Here is a 16063-nt window from a genome sequence, read left to right as displayed (position 1 = left end):
CAGATGTGGAAGCCCGGTAACGGGTGGAGCTGACTGGTACTAATAGGCCGAGGGCTTGTCCTCAGTTGCTCGCGTCCACTGTGTTAGTTCTGAAGCAACGAACAGTTGCTGGTTTGAGTAGAACACAACTATAAAGTGTGCTTGTTCGCTCGAAACCGATAGGGTTTCGGTGGTCATAGCGTTAGGGAAACGCCCGGTTACATTTCGAACCCGGAAGCTAAGCCTTTCAGCGCCGATGGTACTGCAGGGGGGACCCTGTGGGAGAGTAGGACGCCGCCGAACAATCTTTCAAGGACCCTTGGTCCAGCGTTCAACGCTGGACCAAGGGTCTTTTTGTTTTTCATCTTTACTACGCCGGAGCGCGGCCATGGGCTGGTTGCGCGAGAATGACTAGCGGTACCCCGAAGACAGGAGTCACACCCATGTCCAACTCTCCCGACGATCGTCCGGAGCGCGAGCCTCGGCGCAACGACGGTGGTGACAGGGGCGGCTACCGCGGGGGCCGTGACGACCGTGGCGGTGACCGCGGTGGCGACCGTCCTCCGTTCCGTCGTGACGACCGTGGTGGCCGTCCGGCCGGTGCTGGTGCCGGTGGCGGCGGCGGTTTCCGTCGTGACGACCGTGGCGGGCGTCCCGCCGGGGCCGGCGGTGGCGGTGGCTTCCGTGGCCGCGATGACCGGGGTGGCGACCGTCCGTCGTACCCCCGTCGCGACGACGACCGCGGAGGACGTCCCACCGGTGGTGGTGGTGGCTTCCGTGGCCGCGACGACCGGGGTGGCGACCGTCCGTCGTACCCCCGTCGCGACGACGACCGCGGAGGACGTCCCACCGGTGGTGGTGGTGGCTTCCGTGGCCGCGACGACCGGGGTGGCGACCGTCCGTCCTTCCCGCGTCGTGATGACCGTGGTGGGGACCGTCCCAGCTACCCCCGCCGTGACGACCGGGGTGACCGCCCCACCGGCGGTGCCGGTGGCGGCTTCCGCCGTGACGACCGTGGTGGCGACCGTCCGTCCTACCCCCGCCGTGACGACGACCGTGGTGGGGACCGACCCTCTTTCCCGCGTCGTGATGACCGTGGTGGGGACCGTCCTCCGTTCCGTCGTGACGACCGTGGCGACCGTCCCACAGGCGGTGCCGGTGGCGGCTTCCGCCGTGACGACCGTGGTGGCGACCGTCCGTCGTACCCCCGTCGCGACGACGACCGCGGTGGGCGTCCGTCCTTCCCGCGTCGTGATGACGACCGTGGTGGGTTCCGTGGTGGGCGTGACGACCGTGGTGGGGACCGACCCTCTTTCCCGCGTCGTGATGACCGTGGTGGGGACCGTCCCAGCTACCCCCGTCGTGATGACCGGGGTGACCGCCCCACCGGTGGTGGCGGCGGTGGGTTCCGTCGCGATGACCGTGGTGGCGACCGTCCGTCGTACCCCCGTCGTGATGACGACCGCGGAGGACGCCCCACCGGTGGTGGTGGTGGCTTCCGTGGCCGTGATGACCGTGGTGGGGACCGTCCCAGCTACCCCCGTCGTGATGACCGGGGTGACCGCCCCACCGGCGGTGCCGGTGGCGGCTTCCGCCGTGACGACCGTGGTGGCGACCGTCCGTCGTACCCCCGCCGTGACGACGACCGCGGTGGGTTCCGTGGTGGGCGTGACGACCGTGGCGGGGACCGACCCTCTTTCCCGCGTCGTGACGACCGTGGTGGGGACCGTCCGTCCTTCCCGCGTCGTGACGACCGTGGCGACCGTCCCACCGGTGGTGCCGGTGGCGGTGGGTTCCGTCGTGACAACGACCGCCCGTCCTACCCCCGCCGTGACGACGACCGGGGTGGGGACCGTCCCAGCTACCCCCGCCGTGATGACCGGGGTGACCGCCCCTCCGGTGGTGACCGTGGTGGGTTCCGTGGTGGGCGTGACGATCGCGGTGGTGACCGTGGTGGCTTCCGTGGTCGCGATGACCGTGGTGGCGACCGCGACTTCCGTGCGGACCGCGACCGTGACCCGGTCAAGCGGCTTCCGATCGACGAGGACGTCACCGGCCTGGAGATCGACGCCGATGTGCGGCAGGAGCTGCTGAGCCTGCCCAAGGGGCTGGCCGAGGAGGTCTCCCGCAACCTGGTCATGGTGGCGCGGCTGATCGACGAGGACCCGGAGCAGGCGTACGCGTACGCCCGCATCGCCCTGCGGCTGGCCTCCCGTGTCGCCGCCGTGCGCGAGGCCGCCGGCTTCGCCGCGTACGCGACGCAGAAGTACAGCGAGGCGCTGGCCGAGTTCCGTGCGGCCAAGCGCATGACCGGTTCGGTCGAGCTGTGGCCCGTCATGGCCGACTGCGAGCGCGGCCTCGGCCGTCCGGAGCGGGCCCTGGCCATGGCCGGTGAGCCCGAGGTGCAGAAGCTGGACAAGGCCGCGCAGGTCGAGATGCGTCTGGTCGCGGCCGGAGCGCGGCGGGACATGGGGCAGCTCGAAGCCGCCATCGTGACCCTGCAGAGCCCGGAGCTGGCCTCCAGCGCCGTTCAGCCGTGGACCGCGCGCCTGCGGTACGCCTACGCCGACGCCCTGCTGGCCGCCGGTCGTGAGGACGAGGCGCGGGAGTGGTTCGCCAAGACCGTCGAGGCGGACAAGGACGGGGCGATGGACGCCTCCGACCGGCTCGCCGAGCTGGACGGGGTCGAGTTCGTCGACGCCGCGGTCGAGGCCGACGCCGGTGACGCCGACGAGGACGAGGACGACGACGCTGACGACGCCGAGGTGGCGGCGGCAGAGCGTGCCTCCGACGTGGCCGAGTACTACGACGAGGACGACGAGGAGTACGAGCCCGTCGAGCCGTCCGCCGTGGACGACGCGGACGTGGACGTCACCGATGAGGTCGTCATCGACGAGGGCGACGAGCGCAAGGTCTGAGGACCGGTGAAGTGAGAAGGGCGGTACCCCGGTCGGGGTACCGCCCTTTCGCATGTCCGGAGCCGGGCCGGTCGGGTCAGGCCGGTCGGGTCAGGGCGTGCCGGGCCTGTCCAGGCCGCGCAGGACCAGGCCGGTGGCGGGCTTCGGGCCGAAGGAGGTCGACTTGCGGGGCATGGTGACGCCCTGGCGGGCCAGGTCCCGGACGATTTCCTCGCGTACGGGGTGCAGCAGGACGGCGGTGCCGCCGTGGCGTTCGGCCATGGCGACGGTCGACGGCGTGTCGTGGATGTACGTGATGTGCTCGGGGGTGTCGGGGAGGTGCCACAGGGCGTCGAGCAGGGTGGCGTGCAGGACGGTGGCGTCCAGCCGGCGCCATGCCTCGGGCCGGTCGTGGCGGACGGTGCGTTCCAGGAGGGCCGGGTCGGGGTCGGTGACCAGGTGGAAGGAGCCGTCTCCGGCGAGGAGGAAGGCGTTGCCCCGCTCCGAGGCGTCCGCGAGGCCCTCCAGCGCGAGCGGCAGCGGCCCCTCGACCTCGCGGACCCGGAAGTGGCCGTCGAGGGCGGCGAGGGCGTCCGCGACGGGGAGGCGGCGCAGCAGCCGGTGGATGGCGCGGACCTGGAGCGGGTAGCGGGCGGTGTCCACGAGGAGGACCAGGCCGAAGTCCCACGGGGTGGGGGACGGGTGTTCCTCCTGGAGGCGCAGGTACGTCGCCCAGCGGTGGTGGCCGTCGGCGATGAGGGCCTGGCGGCGGCCGAGGTCGTCGGTGAGGGCGGCCAGCTCGGCGGGGTCGGTGACGGCCCAGAGCCGGTGGCGGAAGCCGTCCTCGGTGGTGGTGGAGAAGAGGGGGGCGCGGGTGGCGGTGGCCTCGACGACCCCGGCCGCGCCCCCGCCGTCCCCGCCCCGGTAGGTGAGGAGGAGGGGTTCGAGGTTGGCGCAGGTGGCCCGCATCAGGCCCGCGCGGTCGGTGACGACGTCGGGCATGACGTCCTCGTGCGGGAGGACGATGCCGGCGTCGGCGGGGGAGAGGGCGAGGGCGCCTATGACACCGCGCTGGAGCAGCGGGCCCCGGCTCTGCTCGTAGACGTAGACGGCCGGCTCGGGGTCGGCGCCGAGGATGCCCGAGGCGAGCCAGTCGCGCAGGGTGCGGGCGGCCTGTTCGTTGCGGGCGGCCGGGGTGTCGGCCTGGGGCAGGATCAGGCGGACGATGTTGTGCGGGTCGGCGGATTCGAGGTAGTCGACTCCGTCGGGGCGTACGACCACGTCGTACGGCGGCGAGGTGACGGCGGCGAGGCTGCCGACACGCTCGGGGACGTAACGCAGGCCATGGAAGGGGAGCAGTCTCAGCCCATGGTCGGCGGTGTCAGGTGTGGTCATTGGTGCATGGTAAGACCCGTCTCGCCATGCGGGATGATCGGGGGGAGCACGGAATCGGACAAGATCGATCTCCCCCGGCGCTGCCGCTGGGAGGGACCCCCAGGAGGAGCGGACAGGATGACCCGGCTGAGCATGACCAGTCCCGCGGCGAGTGAGCGGAGTCTGCACCAGGCGTACGACACGGCTCTGCTGGACCTCGACGGGGTGGTGTACGCGGGCGGGGAGGCCATCGCGCACGCGGTGGAGTCCCTGGCGGCGGCGCGGGCGGACGGGATGCGGCTCGCGTACGTGACGAACAACGCGCTGCGGACGCCCGGCGCGGTGGCGGAGCACCTGAGCGAGCTGGGCATCCCGACCGAGGCGGCCGAGGTGATCACCTCGGCGCAGGCGGTGGCCCGGCTGATCGCGGATCAGGTGGAGCCGGGGTCGAAGGTGCTGGTGATCGGCGGCGAGGGGCTGCGGGTCGCGCTGCGCGAGCGCGGGCTGGTGCCGGTGGAGTCGGCCGACGAGGAGGGTCTCGCGGCGGTCGTCCAGGGGTACGGGGGCCCGGAGCTGGCGTGGGCGAGGTTCGCGGAGGCTTCGTACGCGATCAACCGCGGGGTGCCCTGGTACGCGTCCAACACCGACCTGACGATCCCGGGCGCGCGCGGGATCGCGCCGGGCAACGGGGCCGCGGTGGAGGTCGTGCGGATCGCCACGGGCGCCCGGCCGCAGGTGGCGGGGAAGCCGCTGCCCCCGATGCACCGGGAGACGGTGCTGCGGACCGGGGCGAAGCGGCCCCTGGTGGTGGGCGACCGGCTGGACACCGACATCGAGGGCGCCTTCAACGGGGAGGTGGACTCGCTGCTGGTGCTGACCGGGGTGACCGACGGGGCGCAACTGCTGCGGGCCGAGCCCCGGCACCGGCCGACGTACGTGGACCGGGACCTGCGGGGGCTGCTCACCGGTCAGCCGGAGGTCACCCCGGCCGGCGACGGCTTCGGCTGCGGCGGCTGGACCGCGTCCGCGCGGGACGGCGTCCTGGAACTGGGCGGGGAGGGCGGGGAGCCGCTCGACGGGCTGAGGGCGCTGTGCGCGGCGGCCTGGACGGCCGCCGGGGACGGGGCGTGCACGCTCGACGCGGGGAAAGCGCTGGCCAGGCTGGGGGTCTGAGCGGCGGTCCGGGCGGGGGCCGGGTCCGTCCGGGGAGCCGGTGAACGGCGGAAGGTAGGCTACCCTAACTTGAGTGTTGGTCGAGAGTCCCCCTGAACCCGAACAGAGCACGGCGACGGCTGTCGCCCCTGCCGTCGTCGCCCCTGCCGCCGTCGCCCGTCCGCGGCACGGCGCCCGCGCCGCCGGTCTGCCCGTCGCCGTGGCGGTGCTGGCGCTGATCGCGCTGGCGAGCATCGCGGTGGGGGCCCGGCAGATGCCTCTCGACCAGGTCTGGCACGGCCTGTTCGGCTCCACGGGAACCCCCTCCGACGTGGTGGTGCGGGACCTGCGGGTCCCGCGCACCCTCCTCGGGCTGATGGTCGGCCTCGGCCTCGGCCTCTCCGGCGCGGTGATGCAGGCGCTGACCCGCAACCCGCTGGCCGAACCCGGCATCCTCGGGGTCAACGCGGGCGCCGCCGCCGCGGTCGTCTCCGCGATCAGCTTCCTCGGCGCGAGCTCACTGAGCGAGTTCGTGTGGTGGGCCTTCCTCGGCGCCGCCGTCGTCTCCGTCCTGGTGTACGTCCTCGGGGGCAGCCGCGGCGCGACGCCGGTACGGCTGGCCCTCGCGGGGACGGCGGCCGGCGCGGCCCTGGTCGGCTACATCAACGCCGTGCAGCTGATGGACAGCACGGCGCTGGACAAGCTGCGGTTCTGGACGGTCGGATCGCTGGCCTCGGCCACCATGGACACCGTCCAGCAGGTCGCCCCCTTCCTGCTGGTTGGGGCGGTGCTCGCCCTGTCGCTGGGCCGGCCGCTCAACGCGATGGCCCTGGGCGACGACGCCGCGCGGGCCCTGGGCGTCCGGCTGACACGGACCCGGATCGCGGCCATGGCCGCGATCACCCTGCTCTGCGGCGCCGCGACCGCCGCCTGCGGGCCCATCGTCTTCGTCGGGCTGATGGTCCCGCACCTGGTGCGGGCCTTCACCGGGCCGGACATGCGCTGGGTGCTCGCGTACTCGGCGCTCCTGTCGCCCGCCCTGCTGCTCGGCGCCGACGTCATCGGCCGGGTCGTCACCCGGCCCGCCGAACTCCAGGTCGGCATCGTCACCGCGCTCCTGGGCGGCCCCGTCTTCATCCATCTGGTCCGGCGCAGGAGGATGGCCCAGCTGTGACCGTGAACCTCCGCGCGCCCCGGTCCGGGCCGCGCCCCCTGAACCTGCCCGGCGGGACCTGTCTGCGGGTGGAGCGCCGCGCCGTGGGCGTCGGGCTGCTGCTGGCCGTCCTCGCGGCGGCGCTGGCCGTCGTCCTCATCGGCACCGGTGACTTCCGGATCGCGCCCTGGGACGTGGTGCGGACCCTGCTGGGCCGGGGCACCCCGGCGGACGACTTCGTCGTCAACGACCTGAGGCTGCCCCGGGTGCTGGTCGCGCTGCTCGTCGGCGCCGCCCTCGGGATGGCGGGGGCCGTCTTCCAGTCCGTCTCCCGCAACCCGCTCGGCTCCCCGGACGTGCTCGGCTTCGGGTACGGCTCGGCGGTCGGCGCGCTCGTCGTCATCGTCCTCTTCAAGGGCGGCGCCACCGAAGTGGCGGTGGGCGCGCTGGTCGGCGGGCTGCTGGCCGGCGCCGTGGTCTACCTGCTCGCGTACAGGCGGGGCATCCAGGGCCACCGGCTGGTGCTCGTCGGCATCGGCGTCTGCGCGATGCTCGTCGCCGTCGTCCAGTACCTGCTGACGAAGGCGCAGCTGGTGGAGGCCACCCGGGCCATGGTCTGGCTGACCGGTTCGCTGGCGGGCCGGGACTGGGCGCAGGTGTGGCCGCTGCTGGCGGTCTGCGCGGTGGTCTTCCCGCTGGTCCTCGGGCAGGGCCGGGCGCTGCGGATCATGGAGATGGGGGACGACGCCGCGTCCGCGCTGGGGGTACGGGTGGAACGCACCCGGCTGCTCCTGATGGTGGCGGCGATCGTGCTCACCACCGCGGCGAGCGCCGCGGCCGGGCCCATCAGCTTCGTCGCGCTGGCCGCCCCGCAGCTGGCCCGGCGGCTGACCCGGTCGCCCGGCGGGAACCTGCTGGGCGCCGCGCTGATGGGCGCCGTCCTGCTGACGGCGTCCGACTGGGCCTCGCAGCGGGCCTTCGGCTCCGACCAGCTTCCGGTGGGTGTGGTGACCGGGCTGGTCGGCGGTGTCTATCTGCTCTGGCTGCTCGTCACCGAGCGCAAGGCGGGACGTATATGAACTCTAGGAGCGAGCAAGTGCAGCGGCTGACCGCGCAGAACGTGACCCTCGGCTACGACCGGCGGGTCATCGCAGAGAACCTGTCGGTGGAGATACCCGACCATTCCTTCACGGTGATCGTCGGGCCCAACGCCTGCGGCAAGTCCACGCTGCTGCGCGCCCTGTCGCGGATGCTGAAGCCGTCCGCCGGGCAGGTGCTGCTGGACGGGCAGGCCATCGGGTCGTTGCCCGCGAAGAAGGTGGCCAGGACGCTGGGCCTGCTGCCGCAGTCCTCGATCGCGCCGGACGGCATCACGGTGTCCGACCTGGTCGGGCGCGGCCGGTACCCGCACCAGGGGCTGCTGCGGCAGTGGTCGCCGCAGGACGAGCGGATCGTCGAGGAGTCGATGGCGGCGACCGGGGTCGCCGAACTCGCCGACCGGGCCGTGGACGAGCTGTCGGGCGGCCAGCGCCAGCGCGTGTGGATCGCGATGGCCCTGGCCCAGCAGACCCCGCTGCTGCTGCTGGACGAGCCGACCACCTACCTCGACATCCAGCACCAGATCGACGTCCTGGACCTCTGCGCCGAGCTGCACGAGGACCAGGGGCGGACCCTGGTCGCGGTCCTGCACGACCTCAACCACGCCGCCCGCTACGCCACGCACCTGATAGCGATGAAGGGCGGCCGGGTCGTCGCCGAGGGCCCGCCGGCCGAGGTGGTCACCGCCGCGCTGGTGGAGGAGGTGTTCGGGCTGCGCTGCCAGGTCATCGACGACCCGGAGACGGGGACGCCGCTGGTGATCCCGGCGGCCCGGCGGGCCCGTACGAAGGCCCCTGCCTGAGCCGCGTCCCCAGGCTGGTACCGGCGGCCGGCCGGGGGGCGTCGCGGGCCCCGGTGTCACAGGAGGCTCTTGAGCCTCAGCAGGTCGCGGAAGCCGGCCTCCAGCCGGATGCGGCCCGAAGCCCATGCCCTGGCGAACCTCAACTCGCCCGCGACCAGGGCGAGGAGGTCGTCGCCGGTCATCGCGAGCCGGATCTCGGCCTTGGCGGCGGGCGGGCCGGGGGTGACCGTCGCGACCCGGAGCCGGCCGCCGTCGAGGCGGCCGGTGAAGGTCTGGTCGAGGTCGGTGACATGACAGCTCAAGGAGCGGTCGAACCCGGCGGTGCCGCGTGCGCCGTCCCCGGACCGTGTGAGGTCGCCGGAGAGTCGGTCGAGTGCTTCGCGGCACTCCTGGATCGTAGCCATCGTGATCACGACCGTACCGCAGAGCCGTGCGTGGCCGCGGGGCGCTTCGCGGTAGCGTCGGGGCATGACCGACGAAGGGCCCGCCGTGGCGCGGGCGGCCACCGCCGAGACCGCCATCGCCGAGACCGCGACGGCGCCGGGGACCGGCGCCGGGCCGGTGGCTCCGGCGCTCGTACGGACCCCCACGGGGCACGCCGGGGTCGACGCGCACCTGGAGCGGCTGGCCGCCGTCGCGGACCTCACGGCGGACGGACACGTCCAGGTGTACGAGGATGTACACAAGGGGCTGCGCGAAGCGCTGAGCGCGCTGGACGCACCGCCCGTCCCCGGTCCGTACGAAAACAGGAGCTGAACCGAACGTGGCAGGAGTGGCACGCCGCCGCCTGGACGCCGAACTGGTGCGCCGCAGCATGGCCCGCTCGCGCGAGCACGCCGCGCAGTTGATCGCCGCGGGCCGGGTGACCGTGGGCGGGACCACCGCGACCAAGACCGCCACCCAGGTCGAGACCAGCGCGGCCCTGGTGGTCCGCAAGGACGACAGCGACCCCGAGTACGTCTCCCGCGGCGGCCACAAGCTCGCGGGCGCGCTGGCCGCCTTCCAGCCGCTGGGGCTGGCCGTCGAGGGCCGCCGGGCGCTGGACGCCGGCGCCTCGACCGGCGGGTTCACCGATGTGCTGCTGCGCGCGGGGGCGGCCCACGTCATGGCCGTGGACGTCGGTTACGGGCAGCTCGCCTGGTCCCTCCAGAGCGACGACCGGGTCACGGTCAAGGACCGGACCAACGTGCGTGAGCTGACGGTCGAGCAGCTCGACGGCGTCCCCGCGGACCTGGTCGTCGGTGACCTGTCCTTCATCTCGATCGGCCTGGTGCTGCCCGCGCTGGTGCGCTGCACGGCGCCGGACGCGGACCTCGTGCTGATGGTCAAGCCGCAGTTCGAGGTCGGCAAGGACCGGCTCGGCAGCGGCGGTGTGGTGCGCAGCCCGGAGCTCCGGGCGGAGGTCGTGCGGGGGGTCGCGGCGCAGGCGGCCACGCTGGGTCTGGGGGTTCTCGGGGTGACCGCGAGCCCGCTTCCGGGGCCGTCGGGCAACGTCGAGTACTTTCTGTGGCTGCGGGCGGGGGCACCGGCACTCGACCCGGCGGATGTCGACCGTGCAGTGGTGGAGGGGCCTCAGTGACAGATTCACCCGCTTCGTCAGGTTCAGGTTCATCGGGTTCGGGCGCGTCGGTTCCCGGCGCGTCAGGTTCGTCGGGTCCGACGGGTTCACCGGGGCCGACGGGTTCACCGGGGCCGACGGGGCCGACGGGGCCGATGGCCGGTCCGGCCGGGTCCCCGGGTACGGGCGGCCGTACGGTCTTCCTCCTCGCGCACACCGGGCGGCCGGCGGCCATCCGCAGTGCCGAGCTGGTCGTGCAGGGGCTGCTGCGGAGCGGGCTGGGGGTCCGGGTCCTGGAGTACGAGGCGGTGGACCTGCCGCTGCCGCCCGAGGTGGAGCTCGTCACCGAGTTCACCCCGGGCGTGCTCGACGGCTGCGAGCTGCTGATCGTGCTGGGCGGGGACGGGACCCTGCTGCGCGGCGCGGAGTTCGCGCGGGCCTCGGGGGTGCCGATGCTCGGCGTGAACCTGGGCCGCGTCGGGTTCCTCGCCGAGGCCGAGCGGGACGACCTGGACAAGGTCGTGGACCGGGTGGTGACCCGCGCGTACGAGGTCGAGGAGCGGATGACCCTCGACGTGCTGGTGCGGACCAACGGCGACGTCGTGCACCGGGACTGGGCGCTGAACGAGGCCGCCGTCCAGAAGATCTCCCCGGAGCGGATGCTGGAGGTGGTCCTGGAGATCGACGGCCGCCCGGTGTCCGGCTTCGGCTGTGACGGGATCGTCTGCGCGACCCCGACGGGCTCGACGGCATACGCGTTCTCCGCGGGCGGGCCGGTGGTCTGGCCGGAGGTGGAGGCGCTGCTGATGGTGCCGATCAGCGCGCACGCGCTGTTCGCGAAGCCGCTGGTGACCTCGCCGGACTCGGTGCTGGCGGTGGAGGTGCAGCCCGGGACCCCGCACGGGGTGCTGTGGTGCGACGGGCGGCGGATGCTGGAGCTGCCGGCCGGGGCCCGGGTGGAGGTGCGGCGGGGCACGGTGCCGGTGCGGCTCGCCCGGCTGCACCACGCGTCGTTCACCGACCGGCTCGTGGCCAAGTTCGCGCTGCCGGTGTCGGGATGGCGCGGGGCGCCCCACCGGTGACCGGACCGGTGACCGGCGGGTCTGCCGCACCCGTGACGGGCGGGTGCGGTGCCGGGCGGGCGGCGCACGTCCGGCCCACGCCTTAATAGCACACTCGTTCGGAACACTCCGGGCGGGTGACGTCACATGGCACCCGTGAAACCTCGGTATCGTCGTCCCGTGCTTGAGGAGATGCGGATACGGTCGCTCGGGGTCATCGACGACGCGGTGGTCGAGCTGTCGCCCGGTTTCACCGCGGTGACCGGCGAGACCGGCGCGGGCAAGACGATGGTCGTCACCAGCCTCGGGCTGCTGCTCGGCGGTCGCGCCGACCCCGCCCTGGTACGGATCGGCGCCAAGGCGGCGGTCGTCGAGGGCCGCATCCTCGTGCGCCCCGGCAGCCCCGCCGCCCTGCGCGCCGAGGAGGCCGGGGCCGAGCTGGAGGACGGCGCCCTGCTGATCAGCCGGACCGTCTCCGCCGAGGGCCGCTCCCGCGCCCACCTCGGCGGACGCTCCGTCCCCGTCGGGCTGCTCGCCGAACTCGCCGACGACCTGGTCGCCGTGCACGGACAGACCGACCAGCAGGGCCTGCTGCGCCCCGCCCGGCAGCGCCAGGCCCTCGACCGGTACGCCGGGGACGCGGTCGCCGCCCCCCTGGAGAAGTACACCGCCTCCTACCGGCGGCTGCGCGCGGTCGCCGCCGAACTCGACACCCTCACCACCCGCGCCCGGGAACGGTCCCAGGAGGCCGACCTGCTGCGCTTCGGACTGGACGAGATCGCGGCCGTGGCACCGGCCCCCGGCGAGGACACCGAGCTGGCGGCGGAGGCCGAGCGGCTCGGCCACGCCGAATCACTGGCCTCGGCGGCCCAGACGGCCCACGCCGGGCTCGCGGGCAACCCCGAGGACCCGGAGGCCGTCGACGCGGGCACCCTCGTCGCGGGCGCCCACCGGGCCCTGGAGTCCGTCCGCTCGCACGACCCGGCGCTCGGCACGCTCGCCGAGCGGATCGGCGAGCTGGGCATCCTGCTGGCCGACGTGGCCGGGGAGCTGGCGGGATACGCCGACGACCTCGACGCCGACCCGCGGCGGCTGGCCGCCGTGGAGGAACGGCGCGCGGCCCTGACCCAGCTGACACGGAAGTACGGCTTCGCCGAAGGCACCGTGAACTCGGTGCTGGAATGGGCCGAACAGGGCTCCGTACGGCTGCTGGAGCTGGACGGCGACGACGGCCGGATCGCGGAACTGACCGCCGAACGGGACGGACTGCGCGACGGACTGTCCCTGCTCGCACAGGCGTTGACGGACGCGCGGGAGGAGGCGGCCACCCGGTTCGCCTCCGCGGTCACCCAGGAACTCGCCTCCCTGGCGATGCCGCACGCACGGGTCACGATCGACGTCCGGCAGACGGAGGAGCCCTCCGGCGACTCGGTGGAGGTCGGCGGACGCCCGGTCGCGTACGGGCCCTCGGGCGCGGACGAGGTCGAACTGCTCCTCGCCCCGCACCCCGGGGCCCCGCCCCGGCCGATCGCCAAGGGCGCCTCGGGCGGTGAGCTCTCCCGGGTGATGCTGGCGGTGGAAGTGGTCTTCGCGGGCTCCGACCCCGTACCGACCTACCTCTTCGACGAGGTCGACGCGGGCGTCGGCGGCAAGGCGGCGGTGGAGGTGGGCCGCCGGCTCGCCAAACTGGCCCGGTCGGCGCAGGTCGTCGTCGTCACCCACCTGCCCCAGGTGGCGGCCTTCGCGGACCGGCAGCTGCTCGTCGAGAAGACCCACGACGGTTCGGTCACCCGCAGCGGCGTCACCGTGCTGGAGGGCGAGGCCCGCGTCCGGGAGCTGTCCCGGATGCTGGCCGGCCACGAGGACTCGGCCTCGGCGCGGGCCCACGCCGAGGAACTCCTGGCGGCGGCCCGCGCGGACGCGTGAGGTGACGGATGCGCGGGCCCCGGCGCCCGCGAACCCGGGGTACGGGCCCGGGACCCGCCCCGCCCCGCAGGAGCCGCGACGAGGCCGGTCCACGGCGGACCGGGAGACAGTGGACTCACCCATGTGGGTGAGGAAGAGGGCCCCGGAAGCCCTCTCCTGCCGCATCCGCACCCGTATGGTCCCGGAACGCGCGTACGGACTGGCATCCTGGGCCACGTCTCTGACCCCCTCACCCTGGAGCTTCGGCCCGTGAGCAGCTCCCCGGTCCTCGCCCCCGCCCCGGCCTACGGGCGGCCCCCGCTCCGCACCGTCCACGTCCTCGGCGACGCGGGCGCGGGCAGCGGCGCGCACGTGCGCTCCCTCACGACCGGACTGGCCGCGCGCGGGGTCAAGGTCACCGTGTGCGGGCCCGTCGAGGCCGAGGGGGAACACGACTTCACCGGAGCCGGGGCGCTGTTCGCGCCCGACGCGTCGAGCGCCCTGCGGGCCGTCTGCGCGGGAGCGGACGTGGTGCACGCGCACGGGGTGCGCGCCGGGATGCGGGCCGCGCTGGCGCTGCGGGGCCGCCGGGTCCCGCTGGTGGTGAGCTGGCACAGCGCCGACGGCCCCGGGGCCGTCGGCCCGCTGGAGCGGCTGGGACGGCTGCTGGAACGCCGGGTGGCCCGCGCCGCGGCGGTGGTGCTCGGCTCCTCCCCGGCCCTGGTCGACCTCGCCCGGCTGCGCGGCGCCCGGGACGCGCGGCTGGCCCCGGTGGCCCTGCCGGTGCCCGCGGACCCGGCCGCGGACCCCGGCAAGGTGCGGGCGGAACTCGGCGCGGTGGAACGGCCGTTGCTGATCGCGGTCGGGAGCCTGGCGCCGTGGCGGGGGTACTCCGTCCTGCTCGACGCGGCCCGGCAGTGGCGGGCGCTGGACCCCGTGCCGCTGCTGGTGATCGCGGGGGAGGGCCCGATGCGGGCCGAACTGTCCCGGCGGATCGAGGCCGAGTCGCTGCCGGTCCGGCTGCTCGGGCCGCGCCGGGACGCCGTGCGGCTGCTGGCCGCGGCCGACGTCGCGGTGGCGGCGAGCCGCTGGGAGACCCGGGCGCTGCCCGCCCGGGAGGCGCTGCGGCTGGGCGTGCCGCTGGTGGCCACGGCGGTCGGCGGGGTCCCGGAACTCGTGGGCGCCGGCGCGGTGCTCGTGCCGTACGGGGACGCGGGGGCCCTGGCCGCCGCGGTGACCGGGCTGCTGGCCGACCCGGCCCGGCGGGCGGCGCTCGCCGACGCCGGGCGCGCCCAGGCGGCGGCCTGGCCCTCCGAGGACGACACGGTGACCCAGGTCCTGTCGGTGTACGACGAGCTGATGGAGCGGCGGCGCTGACCTCCGTGCCCGGCACCGTCCGGGTGGGCGGGGCCGGGGGGAGCCGGGTCAGGGGGCGGTGGTGTGGCGCCGGGCGCGCAGGGCCAGGCTCAGGGAGAGCACCGTCTCGGGGTCGTCCAGGTCCGTGCCCAGGAGCTCCGAGATCCGGGCCAGCCGGTTGTACAGCGTCTGGCGGTTGAGGTGGAGCTCACGGGCCGTCTCCGCCTTGCGGCCCGCGTGGGCCAGGTAGCTCTCCAGGGTGGGCAGCAGCGGCGGACGCGAGGAGACGTCGTGCGCGCGCAGCGGGCCGATCGCGCGGTCCACGAACGCCGCCAGGTCGGGGTGTTCCCGCAGCCGCCACAGCAGCAGGTCGATGTCCAGGCGTCGGGCGTCGTACCAGGGGCGGGCCGGGAGCCCGTGGGCCGCCGTGGCCGTCTCGGCCGCGTGGCGCAGGCCCGCCGAGGCCGCCGCCCAGCCGCCCGCGACCCCGACGACCACGGCCGGCGGGGCGGTGGCGCGGTCGAGCCCCGCGCGCTCGACGCCCGCCCGCAGCGCCTGCGCGACCCGGTCCGCCACCGCCGTGCGCTCCGACTCGGCGCGCAGCGAGACCAGCAGCGGCACCCGGCCCTCGACCGGGCGGACGCCCAGGAGGACCGGGGCCCCCACGGACGCCAGCTCCTCCAGGACCGCGCGGGCCAGGACGGCCCACCCGCCCGCCGGGGCCGGTCCCGGGGAGAGCCGCATGACCACCGGCAGCAGCGGCCCCGGGCCCGGCCTGAAACCCAGGACCCGGGCCTGCGCGGGGGCGTTCCCGGCCGGGACGCGGCCCTCCGCCAGGTCCGTCAGGAAGTCGCCGCGGCCCCGGGCCGCCAGCTCCTCCTCCTGCCGGGCCTGCATCAGCACCACCGCCAGTACGCCCGCCGTCCGCTCGGCCGCCATCCGGTGCACCGGCAGCAGCGGCCCCAGGACCCCGAGCAGGACCACCCGGGCCCGGACCGAGCCCGTGCCGTGGCCCCCGCCCGGCACGTCGACCACCACCGCGTTCGCCGGTGGACCGGCCTCGCGGCGGCCCCGCAGCCCCTCCCAGACCTGGAGCGGATCGGTGTCCGCGTCCCCGGAGGAGTCCCCGGCCGCGTCGGTGACCGGCCCGGCCGCGTACAGGAGCTGCCCGTCCGGGGTCTCCAGGAAGACCGGGTTCCCGGTGAAGCCGGCCAGGATGCGCAGCACCTGCGGGATGCCGCCGCCGTCCAGCAGGGCCCGCGTACAGCGCCGGTGGACCTCCTCGGCGCGCTGGAGCAGGGCGTAGTGGCCGTTGACGATCTCGGTGTGCACCTCCTCCGTGACGGCGACGAAGGGCACCTCCCGGTGGAGCTGGACCAGGGGAAGGCCCGCCGCCCGCGCGGTGTCCACGAGCGTCGCCGGGAGGCGGGTGAGGCGCGGCCCCAGCTCGACGACCAGCGCGGCGATGCCCCGGTCCGCGAGACGCCGGACGAAGGCCCGCTGTTCGGCCGGGCGGGTGCCCAGGCCGAGACCCGTGGTCAGCAGCAGCTCCCCGCCCTTGAGCAGGGACGCGATGTTCGGCACCTCACCGGCGTGCACCCAGCGCACCGTCCGGCCCAGGCGGTCGGCGCAGGCCACCACTTCCGGCAGCCCGCCGCGCAGCCCCGGCAGCTCCAGCGCCCGCTGAACCGTGATCCCGCCCTGGTTGTCCATGCCGCCGGACGCTAC

General features: G+C 74.7%; 14 protein-coding genes and 1 rRNA gene. 12 read left to right on the top strand and 3 right to left on the bottom strand.

Going from position 1 to position 16063, the window contains the following annotated elements; all coding sequences use genetic code 11:
• The first annotated feature begins 165 nt into the window (after positions 1 to 165).
• From rrf to ACIA5F_RS21760, 3 genes are all read left to right on the top strand, one after another.
• A 5S ribosomal RNA gene (rrf, locus tag ACIA5F_RS21770) occupies positions 166 to 282 on the top strand.
• A gap of 222 nt (positions 283 to 504) precedes the next feature.
• Positions 505 to 2073 carry a hypothetical protein gene (locus ACIA5F_RS21765; RefSeq protein ID WP_399355392.1) on the top strand — a complete coding sequence of 523 codons (1569 nt, stop codon included), beginning with the start codon at positions 505 to 507 and terminating at the stop codon, positions 2071 to 2073.
• A complete protein-coding gene (locus ACIA5F_RS21760) occupies positions 2055 to 2897 on the top strand; it encodes a hypothetical protein (RefSeq protein WP_399355390.1) in 843 nt (280 codons plus the stop codon). The genes ACIA5F_RS21765 and ACIA5F_RS21760 overlap by 19 nt, the downstream gene beginning before the upstream one ends.
• A 90-nt stretch (positions 2898 to 2987) precedes the next feature.
• On the opposite strand, the gene ACIA5F_RS21755 is transcribed toward ACIA5F_RS21760, so the two are convergent.
• Entirely contained in the window at positions 2988 to 4271 is a 1284-nt protein-coding gene (locus tag ACIA5F_RS21755; RefSeq protein ID WP_399355388.1) for a DUF1015 family protein, read from the bottom strand.
• Positions 4272 to 4388: 117 nt separating this feature from the next.
• Between ACIA5F_RS21755 and ACIA5F_RS21750 the strand changes: the two genes are divergently transcribed.
• The 4 genes from ACIA5F_RS21750 to ACIA5F_RS21735 all read left to right on the top strand — a co-directional run bounded on the left by ACIA5F_RS21750 (position 4389) and on the right by ACIA5F_RS21735 (position 8455).
• Positions 4389 to 5423, top strand: coding sequence for an HAD-IIA family hydrolase (locus ACIA5F_RS21750; protein ID WP_399355386.1), 1035 nt, complete (start codon positions 4389 to 4391; stop codon positions 5421 to 5423).
• A gap of 73 nt (positions 5424 to 5496) precedes the next feature.
• Positions 5497 to 6576 carry a FecCD family ABC transporter permease gene (locus tag ACIA5F_RS21745; protein WP_399355384.1) on the top strand — a complete coding sequence of 360 codons (1080 nt, stop codon included), beginning with the start codon at positions 5497 to 5499 and terminating at the stop codon, positions 6574 to 6576.
• Complete coding sequence (locus ACIA5F_RS21740; RefSeq protein WP_399355383.1) at positions 6573 to 7634, top strand: FecCD family ABC transporter permease; 1062 nt, start codon at positions 6573 to 6575, stop codon at positions 7632 to 7634. The genes ACIA5F_RS21745 and ACIA5F_RS21740 overlap by 4 nt, the downstream gene beginning before the upstream one ends.
• Entirely contained in the window at positions 7631 to 8455 is an 825-nt protein-coding gene (locus ACIA5F_RS21735; RefSeq protein WP_399355381.1) for an ABC transporter ATP-binding protein, read from the top strand. The genes ACIA5F_RS21740 and ACIA5F_RS21735 overlap by 4 nt, the downstream gene beginning before the upstream one ends.
• A gap of 56 nt (positions 8456 to 8511) precedes the next feature.
• Here the strand turns inward: ACIA5F_RS21735 and ACIA5F_RS21730 are convergent, their stop codons facing one another.
• Positions 8512 to 8859, bottom strand: a complete 348-nt coding sequence (locus ACIA5F_RS21730) for an SCP2 sterol-binding domain-containing protein (RefSeq protein ID WP_399355379.1) — start codon at positions 8857 to 8859, stop codon at positions 8512 to 8514.
• A gap of 64 nt (positions 8860 to 8923) precedes the next feature.
• Here ACIA5F_RS21730 and ACIA5F_RS21725 point away from each other — a divergent pair, with 64 nt between their 5' ends.
• From ACIA5F_RS21725 to ACIA5F_RS21705, 5 genes are all read left to right on the top strand, one after another.
• Complete coding sequence (locus ACIA5F_RS21725) at positions 8924 to 9211, top strand: hypothetical protein (RefSeq protein ID WP_399355377.1); 288 nt, start codon at positions 8924 to 8926, stop codon at positions 9209 to 9211.
• Between the two features lie 7 nt (positions 9212 to 9218).
• The gene (locus ACIA5F_RS21720) at positions 9219 to 10034 is read left to right on the top strand and encodes a TlyA family RNA methyltransferase (RefSeq protein ID WP_399355375.1); all 816 of its coding nucleotides are present in this window, start codon (positions 9219 to 9221) and stop codon (positions 10032 to 10034) included.
• 134 nt (positions 10035 to 10168) lie between these two features.
• Positions 10169 to 11095, top strand: coding sequence for an NAD kinase (locus tag ACIA5F_RS21715; protein WP_399355374.1), 927 nt, complete (start codon positions 10169 to 10171; stop codon positions 11093 to 11095).
• A gap of 171 nt (positions 11096 to 11266) precedes the next feature.
• Positions 11267 to 13000: a DNA repair protein RecN gene (recN, locus tag ACIA5F_RS21710; RefSeq protein ID WP_399355404.1), complete on the top strand. Its 1734-nt coding sequence runs from the start codon at positions 11267 to 11269 to the stop codon at positions 12998 to 13000.
• A gap of 249 nt (positions 13001 to 13249) precedes the next feature.
• Entirely contained in the window at positions 13250 to 14356 is a 1107-nt protein-coding gene (locus ACIA5F_RS21705) for a glycosyltransferase family 4 protein (protein WP_399355372.1), read from the top strand.
• Between the two features lie 48 nt (positions 14357 to 14404).
• On the opposite strand, the gene ACIA5F_RS21700 is transcribed toward ACIA5F_RS21705, so the two are convergent.
• On the bottom strand, positions 14405 to 16048 hold the full coding sequence (locus tag ACIA5F_RS21700; RefSeq protein ID WP_399355370.1) for a PucR family transcriptional regulator: 1644 nt from the start codon (positions 16046 to 16048) through the stop codon (positions 14405 to 14407).
• Positions 16049 to 16063 lie beyond the last annotated feature (15 nt).

The sequence above is a fragment of the Streptomyces sp. NPDC051567 genome (assembly GCF_044454165.1).
Taxonomy (GTDB): domain Bacteria; phylum Actinomycetota; class Actinomycetes; order Streptomycetales; family Streptomycetaceae; genus Streptomyces.
The sequence above is the reverse complement of the archived record's forward strand: the minus strand, read 5'-3'. Positions and strand labels throughout refer to the sequence as shown.